This window comes from Micromonospora sp. NPDC047620 (assembly GCF_043205005.1).
Classification (GTDB): Bacteria; Actinomycetota; Actinomycetes; order Mycobacteriales; family Micromonosporaceae; genus Micromonospora.
This window is the reverse complement of record NZ_JBIDDG010000008.1, coordinates 212,715-233,084: the sequence shown is the minus strand read 5'-3', so window position 1 is coordinate 233,084 and position 20,370 is coordinate 212,715. Positions and strand designations below refer to the sequence as shown.

The 20,370-nt window shown below is 74.1% G+C and carries 20 protein-coding genes and 1 pseudogene; 12 read left to right on the top strand and 9 right to left on the bottom strand.

Features of this window, described 5'->3' with window-relative positions:
* Nucleotides 1-6: 6 nt before the first annotated feature.
* Complete coding sequence (locus tag ACGF5C_RS12425; RefSeq protein ID WP_393300337.1) at nucleotides 7-2,799, bottom strand: WD40/YVTN/BNR-like repeat-containing protein; 2,793 nt, start codon at nucleotides 2,797-2,799, stop codon at nucleotides 7-9.
* A 441-nt stretch (nucleotides 2,800-3,240) separates the two neighbouring features.
* Here ACGF5C_RS12425 and ACGF5C_RS12420 point away from each other — a divergent pair, with 441 nt between their 5' ends.
* The 4 genes from ACGF5C_RS12420 (at nucleotide 3,241) to ACGF5C_RS12405 (ending at nucleotide 6,598) form a co-directional block, all read left to right on the top strand.
* Nucleotides 3,241-4,920, top strand: a complete 1,680-nt coding sequence (locus tag ACGF5C_RS12420; protein ID WP_393300334.1) for a serine hydrolase — start codon at nucleotides 3,241-3,243, stop codon at nucleotides 4,918-4,920.
* A gap of 151 nt (nucleotides 4,921-5,071) precedes the next feature.
* Nucleotides 5,072-5,974 carry a pentapeptide repeat-containing protein gene (locus ACGF5C_RS12415; RefSeq protein ID WP_393300331.1) on the top strand — a complete coding sequence of 301 codons (903 nt, stop codon included), beginning with the start codon at nucleotides 5,072-5,074 and terminating at the stop codon, nucleotides 5,972-5,974.
* A gap of 110 nt (nucleotides 5,975-6,084) precedes the next feature.
* A complete protein-coding gene (locus tag ACGF5C_RS12410; protein ID WP_393300329.1) occupies nucleotides 6,085-6,321 on the top strand; it encodes a preprotein translocase YidC in 237 nt (78 codons plus the stop codon).
* A gap of 49 nt (nucleotides 6,322-6,370) precedes the next feature.
* Entirely contained in the window at nucleotides 6,371-6,598 is a 228-nt protein-coding gene (locus tag ACGF5C_RS12405; RefSeq protein ID WP_393300326.1) for a hypothetical protein, read from the top strand.
* A gap of 34 nt (nucleotides 6,599-6,632) precedes the next feature.
* On the opposite strand, the gene rnhA is transcribed toward ACGF5C_RS12405, so the two are convergent.
* Entirely contained in the window at nucleotides 6,633-7,112 is a 480-nt protein-coding gene (rnhA, locus tag ACGF5C_RS12400; RefSeq protein WP_393300323.1) for a ribonuclease HI, read from the bottom strand.
* Nucleotides 7,113-7,243: 131 nt separating this feature from the next.
* Nucleotides 7,244-8,512 (bottom strand): annotated as a pseudogene (locus ACGF5C_RS12395) (lycopene cyclase family protein).
* 129 nt (nucleotides 8,513-8,641) lie between these two features.
* On the opposite strand from ACGF5C_RS12395, the gene ACGF5C_RS12390 reads away from it, so the two are divergent.
* Both ACGF5C_RS12390 and ACGF5C_RS12385 read left to right on the top strand, forming a co-directional pair.
* Nucleotides 8,642-9,751 carry a hypothetical protein gene (locus tag ACGF5C_RS12390; RefSeq protein ID WP_393300320.1) on the top strand — a complete coding sequence of 370 codons (1,110 nt, stop codon included), beginning with the start codon at nucleotides 8,642-8,644 and terminating at the stop codon, nucleotides 9,749-9,751.
* A gap of 45 nt (nucleotides 9,752-9,796) precedes the next feature.
* On the top strand, nucleotides 9,797-10,621 hold the full coding sequence (locus ACGF5C_RS12385) for an inositol monophosphatase family protein (RefSeq protein ID WP_393300317.1): 825 nt from the start codon (nucleotides 9,797-9,799) through the stop codon (nucleotides 10,619-10,621).
* 36 nt (nucleotides 10,622-10,657) lie between these two features.
* Here ACGF5C_RS12385 and ACGF5C_RS12380 read toward each other — a convergent pair whose 3' ends face one another.
* The gene (locus tag ACGF5C_RS12380; protein ID WP_393300314.1) at nucleotides 10,658-11,194 is read right to left on the bottom strand and encodes a GNAT family N-acetyltransferase; all 537 of its coding nucleotides are present in this window, start codon (nucleotides 11,192-11,194) and stop codon (nucleotides 10,658-10,660) included.
* Between the two features lie 178 nt (nucleotides 11,195-11,372).
* Here ACGF5C_RS12380 and ACGF5C_RS12375 point away from each other — a divergent pair, with 178 nt between their 5' ends.
* The 6 genes from ACGF5C_RS12375 (at nucleotide 11,373) to ACGF5C_RS12350 (ending at nucleotide 15,718) form a co-directional block, all read left to right on the top strand.
* Nucleotides 11,373-11,747 carry a hypothetical protein gene (locus tag ACGF5C_RS12375; protein WP_393300311.1) on the top strand — a complete coding sequence of 125 codons (375 nt, stop codon included), beginning with the start codon at nucleotides 11,373-11,375 and terminating at the stop codon, nucleotides 11,745-11,747.
* A 463-nt stretch (nucleotides 11,748-12,210) separates the two neighbouring features.
* On the top strand, nucleotides 12,211-12,699 hold the full coding sequence (locus ACGF5C_RS12370) for a hypothetical protein (RefSeq protein ID WP_393263980.1): 489 nt from the start codon (nucleotides 12,211-12,213) through the stop codon (nucleotides 12,697-12,699).
* Between the two features lie 91 nt (nucleotides 12,700-12,790).
* Nucleotides 12,791-13,411: a class F sortase gene (locus tag ACGF5C_RS12365; RefSeq protein ID WP_393300308.1), complete on the top strand. Its 621-nt coding sequence runs from the start codon at nucleotides 12,791-12,793 to the stop codon at nucleotides 13,409-13,411.
* A 63-nt stretch (nucleotides 13,412-13,474) separates the two neighbouring features.
* Complete coding sequence (locus ACGF5C_RS12360; protein WP_393300306.1) at nucleotides 13,475-14,578, top strand: magnesium and cobalt transport protein CorA; 1,104 nt, start codon at nucleotides 13,475-13,477, stop codon at nucleotides 14,576-14,578.
* 164 nt (nucleotides 14,579-14,742) lie between these two features.
* Entirely contained in the window at nucleotides 14,743-15,114 is a 372-nt protein-coding gene (locus ACGF5C_RS12355; RefSeq protein WP_393300303.1) for a hypothetical protein, read from the top strand.
* Between the two features lie 187 nt (nucleotides 15,115-15,301).
* A complete protein-coding gene (locus ACGF5C_RS12350) occupies nucleotides 15,302-15,718 on the top strand; it encodes a YchJ family protein (protein ID WP_393300299.1) in 417 nt (138 codons plus the stop codon).
* 98 nt (nucleotides 15,719-15,816) lie between these two features.
* Here ACGF5C_RS12350 and ACGF5C_RS12345 read toward each other — a convergent pair whose 3' ends face one another.
* The 5 genes from ACGF5C_RS12345 to dgoD are packed head-to-tail and all read right to left on the bottom strand — an operon-like array spanning nucleotide 15,817 to nucleotide 20,368.
* Nucleotides 15,817-16,374, bottom strand: coding sequence for a gluconokinase (locus tag ACGF5C_RS12345; protein WP_393300296.1), 558 nt, complete (start codon nucleotides 16,372-16,374; stop codon nucleotides 15,817-15,819).
* Nucleotides 16,364-17,593 carry a D-mannonate dehydratase ManD gene (gene manD / locus ACGF5C_RS12340; protein ID WP_350708225.1) on the bottom strand — a complete coding sequence of 410 codons (1,230 nt, stop codon included), beginning with the start codon at nucleotides 17,591-17,593 and terminating at the stop codon, nucleotides 16,364-16,366. The genes ACGF5C_RS12345 and manD overlap by 11 nt, the downstream gene beginning before the upstream one ends.
* A gap of 33 nt (nucleotides 17,594-17,626) precedes the next feature.
* Complete coding sequence (locus tag ACGF5C_RS12335) at nucleotides 17,627-18,580, bottom strand: sugar kinase (protein ID WP_393300293.1); 954 nt, start codon at nucleotides 18,578-18,580, stop codon at nucleotides 17,627-17,629.
* Nucleotides 18,577-19,215, bottom strand: coding sequence for a bifunctional 4-hydroxy-2-oxoglutarate aldolase/2-dehydro-3-deoxy-phosphogluconate aldolase (locus ACGF5C_RS12330; RefSeq protein WP_393300290.1), 639 nt, complete (start codon nucleotides 19,213-19,215; stop codon nucleotides 18,577-18,579). Before ACGF5C_RS12330 ends, ACGF5C_RS12335 begins: the two co-directional genes overlap by 4 nt.
* 4 nt (nucleotides 19,216-19,219) lie before the next feature.
* Nucleotides 19,220-20,368: a galactonate dehydratase gene (dgoD, locus tag ACGF5C_RS12325; RefSeq protein WP_357461346.1), complete on the bottom strand. Its 1,149-nt coding sequence runs from the start codon at nucleotides 20,366-20,368 to the stop codon at nucleotides 19,220-19,222.
* Between the last annotated feature and the right edge of the window lie 2 nt (nucleotides 20,369-20,370).

Here is a 20,370-nt window from a genome sequence, read left to right as displayed (position 1 = left end):
ACTTCCTCAGAGCGCGAGCTGCCAGGCGCCCAGGCCGTGCGAGGCGGCGTAGAGCACCCGCTTGCCGGGCACGACGGTCAGCCCGGCGACCTCGACGTTCGGCATGCCACGGGCCGCCTTCACCCAGGTCGTGCTGCCCCTGGCCAGCCGCAGGACACCGAAGTCGGTGGCCGCGTAGAGGTCGCCGGTGACGTCGTCGCGGACCAGGTCGGTGATCGGCTGGTCGCCGAAGTCGTACGACCGGTCGGCCCAGGTCGCGCCGGCACCACCAAGCTTCACCTCGTACGCGTGGCCGAGCGTGGCCGGGGTGTTCGAGTTGAACCCGCTGTAGGAGACCCACGCCCGGGCCGGGTCGGCCGGGTCGACGTGGATGCTGGTGACGAAGCGGTTGGGCGTGGCGGCGGTGTCGATCCGCGTCCAGGTGACCGCGGAGGCCGGCTCGGCGTCGACGTTGCGGGACACGAACACCCGGCCGGTGCTGGTGGCCGCGTACGCGGTGGACGAGTCGGTGGCGACCCGCTCGACCACCGAGACGGCGCCGCCGGCCCGGTCGCCCCACGCGGCGTCGGTCAGGTTGACCGTGCCCAGCGGCGCGAAGTCGCCGCACTGCGCCTCGAAGGTGCCGGTCCAGGTGTTGCAGATCCGGTCGGCCTCCGCCAGGCTCCGGTCGCCCAGGCCGAACGTCTTGGTCCGGTAGACGGTGCGGGACGTGCCGGCGAACATCGTGCCGCTGACCTTCGGGTCGCTGATCACCGGGGCGTAGAACAGGGTGCCCGGGTGCCCGAAGATCGGGTCGGAGATCGAGATCCAGCTGCCCACGTCCCCGTTGTCGAAGTTCACCTCGGGCGAGGCGTCGTAGAAGGTGTGGAAGCGGAACTCCGGCTTGCCGACGTCGAAGCCGGACGCGCCGCCGTCACCGATCATCGTGTTCTCCCAGCGCGTGCGCTGGCCCTTGTTCTCCCAGGTGCCGTTGTCCTGGGTGCCGCCCTGGAGCAGGGTGTGGTCGTGGGGGCTGGCCGACAGGCTGATGAACTGCAGCGTGTTCATGCCCTTGTTGATGCCGTCCAGCTTCGACGGGATCCGCGACAGCATCTGCTTGCAGCGGTCCTTCTGCGCCTGCGTGGTCAGGTTGCGGTCCGGGTTGTCGCACCAGGCCGAGCGGTCCACGAACTGGCCGCTGGAGCGCATCACGCCACCGTCGTTGGCCTCGAAGAACTGGTACGGGTTGCGCGGGTTGGTGACCAGCGCGTGCTGGTCGGGGTGCAGGCCGTTGGGGTGCAGTTCGTCGGTGCCGTCGTAGGTCATGTCGGTGCCGCTGACCCCGGCGTCGGTGGACAGCACCACCGCCCGCTTGTGGGCGACGGTCTCGCCGTAGACGTAGGCGCCGCCGGTGTAGACGATGTCCGGATGCCCGGCCGGGGTGTGCACGAAGACGTCGTACCAGCACTGGCCGGTGCACTGGTTGTAGGTCGCGAAGCCCGGGTCTGCCGGGTTGGCGCTGGTCAGGTCGGCGAACGCGGGGGCGCCGCCGGCCACGTCGTCGCTGCGGAACAGCCGCGAGTACGGGTTGCCGATGTTGCCCTCGTAGACGTACATCCGGGTCTTGCCGTTCGGCAGGGCGGTCACGTCGATCGCGGCCCGGGTCTGGAAGACGGCCGGGTTCAGCGACGGCTTGATCTGCGTCCAGGTGGCGCCGGCGTCCGCCGAGCGCCACACGCCCCGGGCGTACGAGGAGGCGTAGACGACGTTCGCGTCGCGCGGGTCGAGCTTAACGTAGCGCACCCCACGCGGCGAGCAGGCGGCGGTGTTGGCGTACTCCGCGGCGTTGCCGGTGCACTGGGTGGCGTCGGCCGAGCCGTTGTGGATGAACCTCCAGCTCGCGCCGCCGTCGGTGGACTTGTAGAGGCCCCACTTCTCGGCGTCGGGCACCGGCCGGGTGACGCCGGTGCAGCAGGAGCCGGACATGCCGCGCAGTGCCGTGGTGGTGGCGACGTAGAGCGTCCTCGGGTCGCCGGGCTTGATCGTGATCTCGCCGATCCCCTTGCCGGCCAGGGCGTCCTTGCCCAGTGGGCCCTTCCAGGTGACCCCACCGTTGGTGGACTTGTAGAGCCCGACGCCGGCGACGCAGCCGGAGGCGCAGGTGTTGGCCTCGCCCGTGCCGACGTAGATCGTCAGGCCGGTCTTGTCGTTACGGTCGATCTTGACCGAGCCGGCGGCGTTGATGCCGAGCGGCCCGCCCAGGTAGAACCACTTCGGCTCGGGCGCGAGGACGTTCAGGGTGCCCCAGACGCCGCCCCCGGCCGGCGTGACGTACGCCCGGCAGAGCAGGGCGTTGCAGTCCGGCGCGATGTCGATCGAGGTGACCCGGCCGCCCGCGACGTACGCGTTCGGCACGTAGTTGCCGGCGTTGCGGAACTCGGTGAACGGGTAGAGGGCCTCGCTCGGGCCGACGTTGACCCAGTCCCGGCTGCCGTCGGCGCGCCGCTCCGCGGCCGAGTACGCCGCCTTCGACCGGTCCATCTGGGCGATGCTGATCGTGCTGGCCGGGTACGCGCGCTCCAGGAACTCCTGCTGCGCGGCGTTGCCCGGGCCGTCCGGCGACATGCCGTCGTTGCCCGGCACGGCCTGGCGCAGCCGTTCCATGTGGGCGCCGAGCGCGCCGGGCATCTCCCCGTCGCCGGACGCGGCGGCGGGAGCCGGCACCTGGGCGCCGGCGAAGTGGATTCCGACGAGACCGGTCGATGCCACCAGGGCACCGACCGCCAGTCCCACGAGCAGGTGGCGACGTCTGCGCTTCACGAGGGTCCCTCCGGCAGATAGGGGCCGCCGCACGGTCCTCCGGATTGGCGACCGTCGCTGGCAGCGTCCACGGTGGAGAATGGCAGAGCGCATCGACGTGGGCAATCCCCCGCATGGGCCGGGATCAACGTATGGCTGCATCCGCATGGAACGGGTAGTGCGGCACCATGCCAGCGCGTTACGAGAGCTACCCGAAAATCGCCGTCGTCACCGGCGCCGACTCCGGCATCGGCAAGGCCTGCCTCGCCCGCCGCCGCGTACGTCACCGGCGCGTCCTGGCCCCTCGACGGCGGCATGTTGCTGATGGGACCGCAGGCCAACGCGCTCCTCCCACGACTGGCGGTCGGTGCGAGAGTGACGTGACGGCCGTCGACCGGACTGTCCAATCTCGAGTCCTCTTGTAGGGTCTCCCCAGCTAGATCAACTACACGGGGAGATGTCGTGCGGACAGTCAGCAGGAGGACGTTCGGAAAGCTCGTCGGCGCGGCCGGCGCCGGTGCCGCCGGTGCCGGCACGCTGCTCCACGGGCCGGCGCGGGCGGCGGACGGGTGGGTCGCCACCGGCACCGCGGTTGCCGGGCTGAGCAGCTTCGACGACGCCATGAAGTCGTTCATGCAGGCGCGCGGTGTCAGCGCCGGGCAGCTTGCGGTGGCGTACAACGGCCGGCTCGTGCTGGCCCGGGGCTACGGCAACAACTCGGCGGAGACGATCCAGCCGACGTCACTGTTCCGCATCGCGAGCCTCAGCAAGTCGCTCACCGCGGCGGCGGTGCTCCGGCTGGCGCAGGACGGCCTGGTCGGCCTCGACGACCCGGTGACCTCGGTGCTGGACTTCATCCCGCCGACCGGGCAGTCCGTCGACCCGAGGCTGCCGCAGGTGACCCTGCGGCGGCTGCTGCAGCACCTCGGCGGCTGGGACCGGGACCTCACCTTCGATCCCCTGCACGGCCGGGACCACGTCATCGCGCAGGCGCTGGGCGTGCCGCTGGAGCTGCGCAAGGAGGACGTCCTGCGCTACATGGCCGGCCAGCCGCTGCAACACAACCCGGGCAGCACCGTGGCGTACAGCAACTACGGCTACTTCCTCGCCGGCCGCGTCGTCGAGAAGGTCACCGGCCTGTCCTACGAGGCGTACGTCAAGCAGAAGCTCCTCGCGCCGTTGGGCATCACTCGGATGGCGCACGGGAAGGCCCTGACGCGGCTCGCCGGCGAGGTCAGCTACCGGTCGCAGTACACCGGGCGCACCGTGCTGGACGACTCGGGCACCATCGTGCCGGCCCCGTACGGCACCTTCAGCATGAGCCTGCGCGACGCCAACGGCGGGTGGGTCGCCTCGGCGGTGGACATGGTCCGCTGGGCCACCATGCTCGACGGGGCCGGTGGCGTGCTCGACGGCGCCTCGCTGGCCAAGGTCACCGCGGTGCCTTCGACCGGCGTGAACGGCAACGGCTGGTACTACGGCCTCGGCTGGGCCGTGCGCCCCTTCGCCACCAGCGGCGGGACGAAGTACAACATCTGGCACACCGGCAGCCTGGCCGGCACCTACACCCTGCTGGTCAAGAGCTACCAGGGCATGAGCTGGGCGGCGCTGTTCAACCAGCGCGACGATCCCTCCGGCCTCAACTACGGCGACATCGACGGCGCGCTGTGGGCCGCCTCCCGCCAGGTGACCAGCTGGCCGACGCACAACCTCTGGTCGACGTACTTCAGCCCGTGGAGCACGGTGGTGGACAACACCACGGCCGGGCGCTTCACCGCCAGCAGCAACTGGGCCGTCTCGTCCAGCCTCACCGGCCGGTACGGCACCAGCTACCGTCGGGCCGTCCCGGTCGCCGCCAGCGACGTCGCTTGGTACAAGGTCGACGTCCCCGAGACCGGCACCTACCGGGTCGACGTCTGGTACCCGGCGTCCACCGGCAACAGCGCCGCCACCCCCTACATCGTGGCCACCTCGACGGGCAACAAGACGGTGCACGTCGACCAGCGGAGCAACGGCGGGAAGTGGTCCTCGCTGGGCACCTTCACCCTCGCCCGGGGCGACGGCAACAAGGTGGGTGTGAGCCGGTGGACCTCGGGCACCGGCTACGTGGTCGCGGACGCCGTACGCGTCACCCGGGTCTGAGCGTTTCGTGGCGGGGCGGGCGGGGCCCGACGCGCGCTCGGCGCTGGTGGCCCGGCCCGCCGGGCGGGCCACCAGCGCCGCGCGGGACAATGGGAGGTCCGCCCGCGTCCCGGCGAGTGGAAGGGTCACGATCGGCGGGAGAACGGTCAGCGTGTCGGAAACACCCCGGTCGTCACCGTCGGCGGCGGACGACCTGCGCGCCGACTGCGCCCGGTGCTTCGGGCTCTGCTGCGTCGCGCCCGCCTTCTCCGCGTCGGCCGACTTCGCCATCGACAAGCCGGCCGGGCGCCCCTGCCCGAACCTGGGGGCCGACTCGCGCTGCGGCATCCACGCCGACCTGCGCGAGCGGGGCTTCCCCGGCTGCACCGTCTTCGACTGCTTCGGTGCCGGGCAGCGGGTGGCCCAGCACACCTTCGGCGGGCGGGACTGGCGCGACGCGCCGGAGACCGCGTCGAGCATGTTCGACACGTTCGCGGTGATGCGGCCGCTGCACGAGCTGCTCTGGTGCCTGACCGAGGCGCTCGCGCTGCGCCCGCCGCAGCCGCTGCGCGACGAGCTGGCCGGCGCGCTCGCCGAGACCGAGCGGCTGACCCGGGAGCTCCCGGAGACACTGCGGGCGCTCGACGTGGACGCGTACCGGGGGCGGGTCAACCCGCTGCTGTCGCGCGCCGGGGACGCGGCCCGGTCGCGGGGCGGCCGGGCCGGTGCGGACCGGCGGGGTGCCCAACTGTTCGGCGTCGACCTGCGCCGGGTCGACCTGCGGCGGGCGAACCTGCGCGGGGCGCTGCTGATCGGGGCCGACCTGCGCGGCGTCGACCTCGGCCTGGCCGACCTGACCGGCGCAGACCTGCGCGGGGCGGACCTCCGCGGCGCGGACCTGTCCGGCAGCCTGTTCCTGCACCAGTCGCAGCTCGACGCGGCCCGGGGCGACCAGCGCACCGCACTGCCGCCCGGCCGGATGCGCCCCGGGCACTGGTCGCCGCTGGCGCTCACGCCGGTGCGCCGCCCGCCGCGCGCCCCTGGGCGACCCGGCCGCCCCACGCGGCGGCACTGACCCCGCTCCCGCCCGCCGGCCACCGTCCGGTGCCGCGGCGGGTCGACGTTTCACCCCGTCGGCGCCGGGTAGCCGGGACCGAACGGCACGGCGGCGACGGGGAGGCAGCGGTGGGGTATCGGGCACGCGAAGGCGAGCTGCCGGTCGACCCGGCGCACGCCGAGGACGAGGCCGACCAGCCCCGGCTGGTCCAGGTCGAGGCGGACACCGACGTCCCGGCGCCGGACGACACGACGGCGAAGCCCGACCTGGTCACCGAGGACGACGGGTCCGGCGTGGCGGGCGGCGCGTCGGGCAGTTCCAGCGGCGGGTCCGGCATGCCGGGTCACCCGGACGCGGCGCGTTGAGCCCGGGACCGGGCGTTTGCGATCACCCCACGGGGGCAGGAGGGGCGGCATGACCGAACAGAACCGTACCGACCGGGCCGCCACCGACGAGCCGGACGGCGCGACGGCCATGCAGGCGTCGCTGCGTCCGCCGGGTGAGTCCCTGAGCGGCACCGACGACACCGGCGACGACTTCGCGGACCTGCCGGCCGAGGACCGGCGCTCGGCCCGGGAGGTCAGCCGCGCCGGCTACGACGTGGCCGACGTCTCCGGCACCGTCGACCCGAACCGCGAGTAGTGTCCGCGACGCCGGCCGGCCGCCGGCCGACCGGTCAGCGGCCGGCCGGGACCGCGTCGGCGCGGGCCTCGGTCATGCCGCGGTTGGCCAGCGCGTCGGCGCGCTCGTTCTCCGGGTGGCCGTTGTGCCCCTTCACCCACAGCCAGGTGACCCGGTGCCGGGCGCACGCGGCCTCCAGCCGCTGCCACAGGTCGGCGTTCTTCACCGGTTGCTTCGCGGCGGTCCGCCAGCCGTTGCGCTTCCACGAGGCGAGCCAGCTGGTGATGCCGTTGCGCACGTACGTGCTGTCGGTGTGCAACTCGACGGTGACCGGCCGGGTCAGGCTCTCCAGGGCCTGGATGGCGGCCATCAGCTCCATCCGGTTGTTGGTGGTCGGGGTCGCCTCGCCGCCGCAGAGCTCCCGCTCGTGCGCGCCGTAGCGCAGCACCACACCCCACCCGCCGGGACCGGGGTTGCCGCTGCACGCCCCGTCGGTCCAGATCTGCACGACCCTGCCGGCCGTCTCGTCCGCCATGTCGGCAACCTACCGAATCCCGACCCGCTCTCCCGCCGTCGGGGCAGCCGACCCGGCGCCGTGGCTGTCGATCCTCGGACGGGAGGGCCGGCCCGGCCGCCACGCCTACCAGGACAACCGCACGCCCGCCGTCAGCCGTCGCCGTCGGTCCGGCCGCCGGGCACCGGCGGCGGGACCGTCACGTCGCCGACCGGCGAGCCGGGTCGAGGCGGTCCCGGAGCCGGGCGCCGACGTCGCCGGCAGCGGCGGCGACCATCGGCAGCAGCCGGGTGGAGCTCATCACCACCAGTTCCTCCGCCGGGGTGGTGGCGCCGTCGAGGAACCGCAGCACGCGCTCGGCCGGGTTGCGGTCGAAGAGCCGGGCGAAGAACTCCGGCCCGCCGACGCTGCCGGCGTCCAGCGCCCGGAGCGCGACCGCGTCCATCCAGCGGTGACGGCGGGGGTACGCGGGCCCGGGTACCGGCGGCCGGCCGGCGGCGAGGGCAGCGGCGACCTGCTCGGCCTGGCGGCGCATGGCGGAGAAGGTGAAGCCGGTGGAGGGCCGGGTGGCGCCGCCCGCCGTGCCGAGGCGGACCACCCGGGGCGAGGGCCGGGCGTCGAACGGGCCGTCGGTCATGGGGATCACGCCGTTCTCCACCTCCCGCACCCGCACCCGCGCCGGGTCGAGGCCGAGCAGGTCGCGGTAGCCGGCCAGCGCGGCGTCGTACCCGGCGTCGCTGAGCAGGTCGGGTGAGAACTCCGTGTACTCCACCAGGGCGTACCGGTCGCTGACCGGCAGGACGTAACCGAACGACACGCCCCGGGCGGGCTGCGGGGTGCGGAAGTCCATCAGGACGGCCCGGGCCGGGTCGAAGACCGGCGCCTCGGACTCCAGCCACCAGCCCCGGAAGTGCTGGAGCCAGTTGGTGCGGCCGGGCCGACGGGGCGGCCGGGGCCGGGAGTCCAGCACCCAGGACGCGCGCAGCGCCGGCCCGCCCCCGCCGACGTGCACCGTGACGTGCCCGCCGTCGTCGTGCAGGGTGTCGACGGGCGCGACGATCCGCCGTATGCCGAGCCGCCGCTCGGCCTCGGCAGCCCGGTCGTAGACCGGGCCCGAGCGCAGCATGGCGTACCGCAGCGGGGCGAGGTCCAGGACGCGGCGGCCGGCGGGCGTCGCGACCTCGACCTGTTGCCAGCTCGCGGCCAGCAGCGGGTCCAGGTCGTTGCCGGGGTGGTCCCAGAACGCCCAGGTGCGGTCCTGGCCGCGCCGGTGGACCGGGTCGACGACGGCGACCCGCAGGTCACGCACACCGTGCCGGTCCAAGGCGGCGAGCACCAGCGACGCGGCACCGCCGCCGCCGACCAGGGCCAGGTCGACGTCCAGCGGTGCGGAGACGGTCACGCCGACCACGCTGCCACACCCTCCCCGACGACCGGCCACCGGCCGGCCGGGCCGGCGGTCGCGGGCACCCGCCGGGCGCCGGACGGCGGTAGGGTGCCGGCGGTCGCCCCGACGGGCACCGTCGCCACCACCGGAGGGTCCGCACCGCATGAGCACCACGGCCGCCAACGCGCTCACCGCCCGCTGGGCGTCCACGCTGGACGGGGAGCAGACCGTCGTGTCCGGCGCGGGCGTGTACCCGCTGCTGGCGCTGCTCGCCCCCTACGCCGCCGGGCCGGTCCGCGACGAGCTGCTCGCGGTCGCCCCCGACCCGGCGCGGTTCGACCTGGACCGCTCCCCCACCACCCGGCTCGCGCTCGCCACCTGGGCGCGGCGGGACCTCCGGCTGACCGACCGGTGGCTGCGGGAGGTGCCGGCGGCCATGCGCGGGGAGTTGACCGGGGACGAGGCGCAGGACCAGCGGGCCCTCGACGAGTGGGCCGCCACCCACACCGACGGTCTGGTCCCCCGGATGCCGGTGCAGGTCACCCCGGACACCGCGATGGTCCTGGCCAGCGCGCTGTCGCTGCTGACCGAGTGGGCCGAGCCGTTCCGGGACGCCCGGTGCGAGCCGGCCGGCGGGCCGTGGCGGGGCCGCCGGCTCGCCGGGCTGGGCCGGCTGAGCCACGACCTCGACGCGCTCCGGGTCGCCGACACCGCCGCCGGCCCGCTGAGCCTGCTGACCGTGCGCGGCACCGAGGACGTCGACGTGGTGCTCGCCCTGGGCGCGCCCGGGCGCACGGCGGCGGAGGTGCTGCCCGCCGCGATCGGCGGCCTCGGTGCGCCGTCCGCGCTGCCCGTCGCCGCCGGCCCCGGGGTCACCGAACAGGTCGTGGAGGCGCACGACGACCGGCCGGAGCTGTACGTCTCCACGGTCGGCTTCACCGTCTCCGCCGACCACGACCTGCTGAAGCGGCCGGTGACGTTCGGCCTGGCGACCGCGACCGGGGACGGCGACCACTTCCCCGGCATCGCCCGGCTCCTGTCCGTCTCGCAGGCGCGGCAGAGCGCGACGGCCACCTTCAGCGCGACGGGCTTCCGCGCCGCCGTGGTCACCGCCCTCTCCATGCGGGCGGGCGCCGCCCCGCCGCGACTCACCGCGCGCAGGCGGCGGGTGCGCCTCGACGTCGACCGGCCCTTCGGGTTCCTCGCCGTGCACCGGTTCACCGGGCTGGTGCTGCTCGCCGGCTGGGTGACCGACCCCGCCGTGCGGGGCTGAGGACGGGTTCGCCGGCGCCGGCGGGCGCTGGTCTACTGTGCAGCCATGGCGTACACCGACCCCGATCTGGCCATCGCCGCGGCGGAGGCCGGCGCGGCCGTCGTACGGGCCCGCTACGGCGGCACGTTGGACCGGTTCGACAAGGACCCCGGCGACTTCGCCACCGCGGCCGACCTGGAGTCGGAGCAGGCCATCCTCGACGTCCTGGGCGGTGCGCGGCCGGACGACGCCGTGCTGGGGGAAGAGAGCGGGCACAGCGGCTCCCGCTCGGCGGCCCGGACCTGGCTGGTCGATCCCCTCTGCGGCACGCTGAACTACGCGGCGCGGACACCGCTCGCCGCGGTGAACGTGGCGTTGCGCGTCGACGCGGAGATCACCGCCGCGGCGGCCGCCGACCCGCTCGCCGAGGAGCTGTTCTGGGTCGGGAACGGCCGCGCCCACGTGCGCCGCGACGGCGTCGACGAGGCCCTGGTGCCGTCGGCCCGGTCGCGGCTGGTGGACGTCGACCTCGACCCGCCGTTCCCGAACGCCCCCGTGTTCGACGCGCTGCGGCTGCTCGCCGATCCGGAGTTCGCCGCGCGGTTCCGTCCCCGGGTGCTCTCCACGACGCTGGCCCTGGCGTGGGTGGCCGCCGGGCGGCGGGCCGCGTACGTCACCGACCGGGACGTCCGGGACAGCGTGCACTTCGCCAGCGGCATCGCCCTGTGCCAGGCCGCGGGGTGCGTGGTCACCGGCCTGCGGGGGCAGCCCCTGCACACCGGCGTCGGCGGGCTGCTCGTCGCGGCGGACGCGGAGACGCACGCCGCCCTGCTGGCCCTGATCGACCGGCAGTTCCGCACGGCACCGGAACGGACGGCTGTCCTGCCCTGACCGGCACGCCGGCCGACCGGGCGGCGCGTCAGGTGATCAGCGGTCCCCCGCCCGGGTGCGGTAGACGACCAGCCGGCGCAGCGGGCCGGACTCGACGTCCGGGTCGTCGAAGTCGTCGGCCGGGTCGGTGGTCATGCCGAGGCGGCGCATGACCGCCTGGGAGCGTACGTTCGTCGCGGTGGTGATCGCCAGGATCTCCGGCAGCCCAACGGTGTCGAAGCCGTACCGCAGGGCGGCCCGGGCCGCCTCGGTGGCGTAGCCGTGGCCCCAGGCGGAGCGGGCGAGCCGCCACCCGGCCTCCACCCCGCTGACCGGGAGCCCGTCGTCGACGCGGTCCAAGCCGGCGAAGCCGATGAACCGTCCACCGTCGCGGACCTCGACGGCCCAGAAGCCGTACCCGAGCGTGTCGATGGCGGCCTGGAACGACCGCGCCGAGGCGGCGGCCTGCTCGGCACCGAGCAGCGGGCCGAGGTGCTCGCGCACCTCGGGGTCGGCGTTCATCGCCGCCCACGGGGCGAGGTCGGAATCCCGCCAACTCCGCAGCAGCAGCCGTTCGGTCCTGATCTCTGTCACCGGGCGACCCTATCGGCCCGGCCGGCACCGGGCACGCGGGATTCGCGCGACACTGGCGGGCGGCGTCTCGACACCGGACGGACCACCAATGGTACGCAGCCATTGACAATAATTAGTTACATATGTCACCTTAAATGCGTACTGCCACGGGGGCGGTACGCACGGGGAGGTCTACTACATGTTGAAGAGAGTCGTCGCCTCAGCTGCGGTTGTCGCCTCATCGTTGGTCGCCGGCGCACTGGCGGTTCCGGTGGCCGCCCAGGCCAGCACTCGTTACGGGTGCACCTATCCGCGCGTGTGCTTCTACCTCACCCCCAGCGACTGGACGGCGCAGCGACCGACCGCGGCGTATCAGGACGTTACCAGCACCTGGCAGACACTCGGCTCGTCAAGCCGCGGCTCCGCCTACGCCTTCAACTCTCGCAACGACGATGTCGCCTACTTCCACTTCACCAACGGAAGGCAGGTATGCCTCCGCCCGGACAGTCCGCTCTACCTGTCCCAGTACGGCACCGTTGACAAGATCCGGATTTCCAGTTCGTCAACCTGTTAGCCTCGACCTTTCTCGAGGGCCACCCGGCCGGTAGGCCGGGAACGCAAAAGTGCCCTCCGGGCTGGCACGACGAGATTTCTCGAGGTCTCATCTGCCTGTTCCGGAGGGCACTTTTCCGTGCGGGTTGAACACCTCATCACCGGTGCGCAGGGCGACGGTGGTGGCGCGGACGAGACCGGCCAGCCCCGCGCATCGCCCCCGCAACGGGCCGAGACCGACCCAGCCCCGACAGCCCGGCACTGACGGCATCGACCCCGGCCAACCCTCGCGGGCGGGCCGTGCCGGCATTTCCGCTGCTCCCTCCGCTTCCGGGGTGGACACGTGACGGCAACGAGGGTTTCTCGTTTTCACCCGATCGGGGGTTCAACCCTCCTAGGGTTGGTCACACCGGTGCTAGTCACGGAGTTGGCCACCCGAACGACGTCCCACGCAGTCAGCGGACGAAAAGTGAGGGAAGACGCGTATGAAGGTCACAACAGTTCTCGTATCGGCGGCGGTCGGCGTGGGTCTCAGCACGCTTCTGCTCCCGGGCGCCGCGCTGGCCGACACCGTCGTGTCACCTGCCACCACTCCGGTCGGCGGGACGGTCGTGCTCACCGCGACGACGTGCAACCCCAAGTCCGGCGACGCGATCTTCCATGTCACCGGTCCCGACCGCGACCAGAACGTCCGGTCCACCACGGCGGCGGCCGGCGGCGGTCTGAGCGCGGAACTCTTCACCGCCGGGTTCACTCTGGGCACCTACACGGTGACCGCGACCTGCGGCGACGGCAGCGCGGCCGGCAGCGCGACGTTCACCGTCACCCCGATCGGCGGCGCCCAGGCCGGCGGCCGCGACGGCACCGACGGGGCCGGCGCGCTCGCCGCCGGAGGCGTCCTGCTCGGCTCCGCCGCCGGCGGCGCCCTGATCCTGGCCCGCCGTCGACGCCACATGGCCGGCGCCACGCTCTGACCGACGGCCGAGCCGTCCATCCCTGCGACGGGTGCCCGCACCGGTGAACGCCGGAGCGGGCACCCGGGCGAACGCGTACGGAGGTGGGAACGTGTCCTGGCGCAGGCCCGGGTGGGCGGTCGCGGTCGTCGCCCTGCTCGGCACCACCGGGCTCGCCCTGGTCACCGCCGGGGTGGCAGCGACCCCGCCGCGCCCGCCCCGGCCCGGGGCCGCCGACGCGCCGCCCGGGGCCCGCCCCGCGCCGTCGGTGCCGCCGCTGGGCAGGGCCGAACCGGTGGACGTGCGGATCCCGGCCATCGACGTGCGGGCCCCGATCGTCCCGGTCGGCGCCGACGCCGACGGGCGCCTGGAGGTGCCACCGCTGGACCGGCCCACCCTCGCCGGCTGGTACCGGCACGGAGCCAGCCCCGGCGAGACCGGCAACGCGGTGATCGTCGGGCACGTGGACTCCGCCGCCGGGCCGGCGGTCTTCTTCGACCTCGGCCGGCTCCGGGCCGGCGACACGGTGCGGATCACCCGCGCCGACGCCAGCGTCGCGACGTTCGCCGTCGACGGTGTCGCGTCGTACCCGAAGGACCGCTTCCCCACCGACCTGGTCTACGGCCCCAGCGGGGCGGCCGGCCTGCGCCTGATCACCTGCGGCGGCCGGTTCGACCGGCGCGTCGGCAGTTACGTCGACAACGTCGTCGTCTTCGCCACCCGGGTGCCGTGACTCAGGATTCGCCGGGCCCGAGTACGGTGTCGGCGCGGATGCCGGCGACGCGGAGGTGGACGGGTGGCGCAGCGGGTGAGGGAGCGGCTCCGGTTGTCGGCCGTGTTCGATCGGCTGCTCGGCCGGCCGGTCCCCGGGCAGCGCGAGCGGGAGCCGCGACGGTCCAATCCGGACGCCGTGGTGGACTGTGCCGTCTACGTCGACGGACGGCGCGAGCCGGGCCGCCCGCACTACGCCGACGCGTACGCCCGCAGTCGCCGCAGCCGCGGCGCCTTCGTCTGGTTGGGTCTGCACGAGCCGGACCCGGCGGTGATGGCGGCGGTCGGCCGCACGTTCCGGCTGGACGACCTGACGGTCGAGCAGGCGCTCGCCGACGGCCACCGCCCCACGGTGCGGCGCGACGGCGGCGTGACCCTGCTGGTGCTGCGCACCGCCGGGTACGTGGAGCACGCCGAGCTGACCGACACCTCGGAGGTGATCGACACCGGTGACGTGATGGTGCTGCTCGGTGACCGCTTCGTCATCACCGTGCGGCACGGCGCCGCGGGCGCGCTCACCTCGGTCCGCGCCGACGTCGAGGGCCGCCCGGCAGTGCTCGCGGAGGGCCCGTGGGCGGTGGCGTACGCGGTCTGCGGCCGGATGGTCGACCTCTACCTGGAGGTCGCCGGGCACGTGGAGCGGGACCTGGAACGGGTCGAGGAGACGGTCTTCGCGCGCGACCGGTCCGCCGACATCCAGCACATCTACCAGCTCAAGCGGGAGATCGTGGAGTTCAAGCGGGCGGTGCAGCCGTTGCAGGCGCCGCTGCGGTCGCTGCTCGACGAGGGCGCCGACAACCCGCCGCGCGGCCTGCGCCGCCGGTTCGTCGACGTGGACGCCCGGCTGACCCGGGCGGTGGACCGGGTCGCCGCCTACGACGACCTGCTCAACTCGATCCTGCAGTCCCGGTTGGCGCAGCTCGCGGTGGACCAGAACAACGACATGCGCAAGATCGCTGCCTGGGCCGCCATCGCCGCCACCCAGACCGGGATCGCCGGGATCTACGGCATGAACTTCGCCACCATGCCCGAGCTGAACTGGCGCTACGGCTACCCGGCCGCGCTGGGCCTGATGGCACTGGTCGCGGTCACCCTGCACCGCCTCTTCCGCCGCTCCGGCTGGCTCTGACCGCGCATCCGCCCCGGGCTGGACCACCACGTAGACGCACGTCACTGGGCGGGAAACGTCCGCGCGTGCCGTCCGGCCGGGCCAGACGCCCGACGCCGACCGGCGTTTGACCGCCGGGGCCTGGGGAAGACGGTGCGCCCAGGGCCGATTCCCGAGGAGCGACGATGGCGGACGCAGGACGGGCCAGGAAGGCCACCGGGGCGCGCAAGGCCCCGATGAAGCGGACGGCGGCGGCGAAGAAGGTGGCGACGGCCACGAAGCGGGCCACCGGGACGACCGCGGCCAAGACCCCGGGTGAGAAGCCGACATCGACGACGCCGCGGGTGGCCCGGAAGAAGGCCACCTCCGCCACGGCGGCCCCCACCCGCGCCCGGAAGGCGCCGGCCACGAGCGCGCCGGCGAAGAAGGCGCCCGCGAAGAAGACGGCGAAGGCCGCCGCGACCCGTGCCGGCGCGGCCGCGAAGGCACCGGCCCGCAAGGCGACGACCATGGAGTCCTTCGGCAACCGGCGGACAGCCCGCACGAGCGGCCGCTGACCGGCCCGCACGGCGGGTGCGGCATCACCCACTTCGCGTAGGACGCCCCGGGGTTCCGGCGGCGGACCGCACCGACCGCGTGCCGCGCCGTGCCGGAGCGGGGAGCGGAACTGCCGGGCGTCACGGATGACGCCCGCGAGCCGGGTCCGGACGCCGGTCGCGGCGGACCGTCGGCCAGAATGGGCCGGTGGCGACCAGACCCCGCCGGAGCGCGGCCGACGACCCCGACCGGACCTGCCCGTGCGGGTCCGCCCGGCCGTACGCGCAGTGCTGCGGGCGACTGCACCGGGGCGAGGCCGACGCGGCGACCGCCGAGGCGCTGATGCGCTCGCGGTACAGCGCCTTCGCCGTCGGCGACACCGCGTACCTGCTGCGCAGCTGGCACTCCTCGACCCGGCCGCGCCGGCTCGACCTGGAACCGGGCCAGCGCTGGACGGGGCTGGAGATCGTCGACGCCGACCGGGGCGGCCTCTTCGACGCCACGGGCGTCGTCGAGTTCCGCGCCCACTACCGCGCCGGCGGCCGGCCGGGGACGCAGACCGAGCGCAGCCGGTTCGTCCGCGAGGACGGGCGCTGGGTCTACCTCGACGCGCTGCCGGGGTGACGCCCGGCCTGGCGTTCCGGGCTGCCCGGCCGGCGCGGGGATCAGCGGGGCAAGGGTGACGCCCGGTCGCGGGCCTGGGCGCCGCGACCGGGCCGTGGCTACCCGCCGGCGGGGACGCCGGTGTGCAGGCCGAGGCCGTCGACCGCCGCCGAGACGAGTTCGTCCGGCGTCAGCGAGACGTCGAGCACCAGCACCGACTCGTCCGGATGGGGCTGCTCCAGGGTCGCCAACTGCGACTCCAGCAGGCTCGCCGGCATGTAGTGCCCGGCACGCCGGGCCATCCGGTCCCGGATCACCTCGGCCGGCCCGTCCAGGTGGACGAACTCGACGCTCGGCGGACCCTGGCGCAGCACGTCGCGGTAGGAGCGCTTCAGCGCCGAGCAGGCCAGCACCGTCGACACGCCCTCGGCGGAGCGGGCCGCCATCCACCCGGCCAGGTCGCGCAGCCAGGGCAGCCGCGCGGCGTCGTCCAGCGGCACGCCGGCTCGCATCCGCGCCACGTTGGCCGGCGAGTGGAACTCGTCCGCCTCGGCGAAGGTCAGCCCGGTACGGGCGCTGATGCCCCGGGCCACGGTCGTCTTGCCGGCCCCGGACACCCCCATCACGACCACGTGCCGGGTCGCGGCGGGAGTGCTCGGGCGGCTCTCACCAGTCATGGACGGTCCCGTCCTTGAGCCGGTTGAACGGCAGGTAGGCCGGCACGTACGGGAACTTCGCGGCGGCTTCCTCGTCGAGTTCCACGCCGAGCCCCGGCTGCTCGCCCGGGTGCAGGTAGCCGTCGGTGAAGGTGAACGACTGCCGGAAGACCTCGTTGGTGAGCGGCCCGTGCTGCATGTACTCCTGGATGCCGAAGTTGTGGATGGCGAGGTCCAGGTGCAGCGCCGCGGCCATGCCGACCGGCGAGATGTCGGTCGGGCCGTGGATGCCGGACTTGATCTGGTACTGGGCGGCGAAGTCGAGCAGCTTGCGCATGGCCGTGATGCCGCCGGTGTGGGTGACGGCGGACCGGACGTAGTCGATCAACTGCTCGCGGATGAGGGTCTGGTAGTCCCACACCGTGTTGAAGATCTCGCCGATCGCCAGCGGGGTGGTGGTGTGGTGGCGGACCAACCGCAGCGCCTCCTGGTTCTCCGCCGGGGTGCAGTCCTCCAGCCAGAACAGGTCGTACGGCTCCAGGGCCTTGCCCAGCTTGGCGGCCTGGATCGGGGTCATCCGGTGGTGGCCGTCGTGCAGCAGCGGCAGCTCCGGGCCGAACTCGTTGCGGACCGCCTCGAAGACGCCGGGCAGGTGGCGCAGGTAGGCGCGGGTGTCCCAGTCCTCCTCGGCCGGCAGCGGGGTGCGCTGCGCCGGCTCGTAGTCGTACCGCTTGCCGTCGGCGCTGGGCTGGGCGGCGACGCCGTACACGGCGTTGATGCCCGGCACGGAGGTCTGCACGCGGATCGACCGGAAGCCGAGCTCCAGGTGCCGGCGGATCGAGTCGAACAGCTCCGGGATGTCGCGGCCGGAGGCGTGGCCGTAGGCCATGATGCCGGTGCGGGAGGCCCCGCCCAGCAGTTGGTACAGCGGCATGCCGGCGGCCTTGGCCTTGATGTCCCACAGCGCCACGTCCACGGCCGCGATGGCCGCCATGGTGACCGGCCCGCGCCGCCAGTACGCCGAGCGGTACAGGAACTGCCAGGTGTCCTCGATGCGGTGCGGGTCGCGGCCGATCAGCAGCGGGACGACGTGGTCGCGCAGGTACGAGGCGACCGACAGTTCGCGGCCGTTGAGGGTGCCGTCGCCCAGGCCGGTGATCCCGTCGTCGGTGGTGATCTTCAGGGTGACGAAGTTGCGGTCGGGGCTGGAGACGATGACGTCAGCGGCGACGATCTTCACGGGATGCCTTTCTGCTACAGGTGCGCGGGGCGGCTAACGGAGAACGCTGCCCGTCTCGTGGCCGTCGAGAAGGGACAGTTCGGCGCGGCGGGGCAACCCTTCGCAGTCGCCTCGGCTGGAGACCGCGAAGGCGCCGAGGGTGGCCGCGCGGCGCAGGCGACCGGCCAGGTCGAGCCCGTCGAACCAGCCGGACAGGTAGCCCGCGGTGAACGCGTCCCCGGCGCCGACGGGGTCGACCGCGGTCACGGTCAGCGCCCCGACGTGCTGGACGCCGTCCGGGGTGTGCGCCCGGGCCCCGTCGGCACCCAGCTTGACCAGGACGGTGTCCACGCCCCGCCCGAACAGGTCCGCCGCGACCGTGGACTCGTCGGCCTCCGGGTCGCCGACGAGGTCGAGCTCGTCGGCGGAGGCGATGACGACCGAGGCGTACGCCGCCAGCGGGGTGAGCACCTCGCGGGCGGCGTCGCGGGACCAGAGGCGGGCGCGGTAGTTGACGTCGAGGCAGACGGGGATGCCCGCCTCGGCGGCGGCCTCGGCGGCCCAGCGGGTGGCCGCGCGGGCGGTGTCGGACAGCGCCGGGGTGATCCCGGTCAGGTGCAGCACTCCGGCTCCGGCGGCCAGCGTCGCCCGCAGGTCGTCGGCGCGCAGCGCCGACCCGGCCGATCCGGCCCGGTGGTACTGCACCCGGGTCAGGTCGGCGGTGCGCTGTTCCAGGAACATCAGGCCGGTCGGCCGGTCCGGGTCGCGGGTCACGCCGTCGACACCGACGCCCTCGGCGCGCAGTTGCCGCAGCGTGTACTCGCCGAACTCGTCGGTGCTCACCCGGCCGGCCCAGGCGGCCCGGTGGCCCAGCCGGGCCACCCCCACCGCCACGTTGGACTCGGCGCCGGCCAGGTGCATGGTCAGCGGCCCGCCGGCGGCGAGCGGGCCGGCGGAGCGCAGCGACACCATGGTCTCGCCGAAGGTGAGCAGGTCGGGTGCGGTCATGACGCGGCTGGCTGCCGCACGGCGGCGAGGTAGGTGCGGGCCCGCGCCCGCAGCGCGTCCAGGTCACCGCCGGAGGCGGCGTCGCCGACCAGCGGCCCGCCGACGCCGACCGCGATCGCGCCGGCCTTCAGGTAGCCGGGCACGTCGGCCAGGCCCACGCCGCCGACCGCGACGAACGGGATGTCCGGGAAGGGGTCGCGCACCGCCCTGAGGTACGCCGGGCCCCCGACCGACACCGGGAACAGCTTGATCGCCGACGCCCCCATCCGCATGGCGGTGTACGCCTCGGTCGGGGTGAACGCGCCGGCGGCGACCGGGATGCCCCGGCGGGCCGCCTCGGGGATCGACTCGACCACGGCCGGCGTCACCACGAACTGGGCGCCCGCGGCGGCCACGTCGGCCACGTCGGCGGCGGTGAGCACGGTGCCGGCGCCGACCAGGGAGCCGGCGGGGGCGACCCCGCGCAGCGCCTCGACGGCCCGCACGGCGTCCGGCGTGGTAAGGGCCACCTCGACGAGGCGTACGCCCTCCTCCAGCAGGGCGGTGCCGGCGGCGATCGCGCCGGCGGTGTCGGTGCCCCGGATGACCGCGAGGATGCGGGCGTCGGTGAGTTCGGCGGTGAGGTCGAGGGTCATGTGATCACCATTCCGCGTAGGAGCCGTCACGGTGCCGCCATGTGGGGCTGCGCCACGCGTGGCCGCGCTTGTCCGCCGTTCGCACGGCGTGTTCGTCGATCTCGATGCCGAGTCCGGGCGCCGTGAGCCGCTCGACGTACCCGTCGACGAACGTCAGCGGGGTCTTGTCGAGGCAGTAGTCGAGCACCTCGGCGCCGAGGTTGTAGTGGATGCCGATGCTCTGTTCCTGGATCAGGTAGTTCGGCGTGGCGAAGCCGACCTGGAGGCAGGCCGCGAGGGCGATCGGGCCGAGCGGGCAGTGCGGGGCGAGCTGCACGTCGTACACCTCGGCCAGCGCGGCGATCTTGCGGACCTCGGTGATGCCGCCGGCGTGCGAGAGGTCCGGCTGGGCGACCGCGATGCCGGCCTGCAGCACCGGCAGGAACTCCTGCCGGCTGTAGAGCCGCTCCCCCGTCGACACCGGCGTGGTGGTGGAGCGGACGAACTCGCCGATGAGGTGCGAGTTCTCCGGGACCACCGGTTCCTCCAGGAAGAACGGCCGGTACGGCTCGAGCAGCGGGGCGACCCGGCGGGCGGTGGCGAGGGTGAACCGGCCGTGGAAGTCGACCGCCACGTCCCGCTCGTCGCCGAGCACCTCGCGGGCGGCGGCCACCCGCTGGACCACGCCGTCGAGTTCGGCGACCGACGCGACGGGGCTCATCTTCCCGGACGCGTTCATCTTCACCGCGGTCAGGCCGGTCTCGACGGCGGCGGCGATCTGGTCGCGGACCTCGGCGGGCTCGTCGCCGCCGACCCAGCCGTAGACCCGGATCCGGTCCCGGACCGGGCCGCCGAGCAGTTGGTGCACCGGCGCGCCGAAGTGCTTGCCGGCGATGTCCCACAGCGCCTGGTCGAGCCCGGACACGGCGCTGGCCAGGATCGGCCCGCCCCGGTAGAACGAGCCCTTGGTCATGACCTGCCAGTGGTCCTCGATGCGCAGCGCGTCCTGGCCGATGAGCAGTTCGCTGAGCTGCTCGACGGCGGTGCGGACGGTCTCGGAGCGGCCCTCGCAGGTCGCCTCGCCCCAGCCGACGATGCCGGAGGAGGTCTGCACCCGGACGAACAGCCAGCGCGGCGCGACGAGGAAGGTCTCGACCTTTTCGATTGTCGTCATGG

What these genes read in the sequence shown, in the direction of transcription:
- ACGF5C_RS12375 (WP_393300311.1), top strand. Translation starts at nt 11,373, where the DNA reads ATGTTGAAGAGAGTCGTCGCCTCAGCTGCGGTTGTCGCCTCATCGTTG.
- ACGF5C_RS12335 (WP_393300293.1), bottom strand. Translation starts at nt 18,580, where the DNA reads ATGACCGCACCCGACCTGCTCACCTTCGGCGAGACCATGGTGTCGCTG.
- ACGF5C_RS12390 (WP_393300320.1), top strand. Translation starts at nt 8,642, where the DNA reads ATGAGCACCACGGCCGCCAACGCGCTCACCGCCCGCTGGGCGTCCACG.
- rnhA (WP_393300323.1), bottom strand. Translation starts at nt 7,112, where the DNA reads ATGGCGGACGAGACGGCCGGCAGGGTCGTGCAGATCTGGACCGACGGG.
- ACGF5C_RS12370 (WP_393263980.1), top strand. Translation starts at nt 12,211, where the DNA reads ATGAAGGTCACAACAGTTCTCGTATCGGCGGCGGTCGGCGTGGGTCTC.
- ACGF5C_RS12345 (WP_393300296.1), bottom strand. Translation starts at nt 16,374, where the DNA reads ATGACTGGTGAGAGCCGCCCGAGCACTCCCGCCGCGACCCGGCACGTG.
- dgoD (WP_357461346.1), bottom strand. Translation starts at nt 20,368, where the DNA reads ATGACGACAATCGAAAAGGTCGAGACCTTCCTCGTCGCGCCGCGCTGG.
- ACGF5C_RS12385 (WP_393300317.1), top strand. Translation starts at nt 9,797, where the DNA reads ATGGCGTACACCGACCCCGATCTGGCCATCGCCGCGGCGGAGGCCGGC.
- ACGF5C_RS12330 (WP_393300290.1), bottom strand. Translation starts at nt 19,215, where the DNA reads ATGACCCTCGACCTCACCGCCGAACTCACCGACGCCCGCATCCTCGCG.
- ACGF5C_RS12405 (WP_393300326.1), top strand. Translation starts at nt 6,371, where the DNA reads ATGACCGAACAGAACCGTACCGACCGGGCCGCCACCGACGAGCCGGAC.
- ACGF5C_RS12355 (WP_393300303.1), top strand. Translation starts at nt 14,743, where the DNA reads ATGGCGGACGCAGGACGGGCCAGGAAGGCCACCGGGGCGCGCAAGGCC.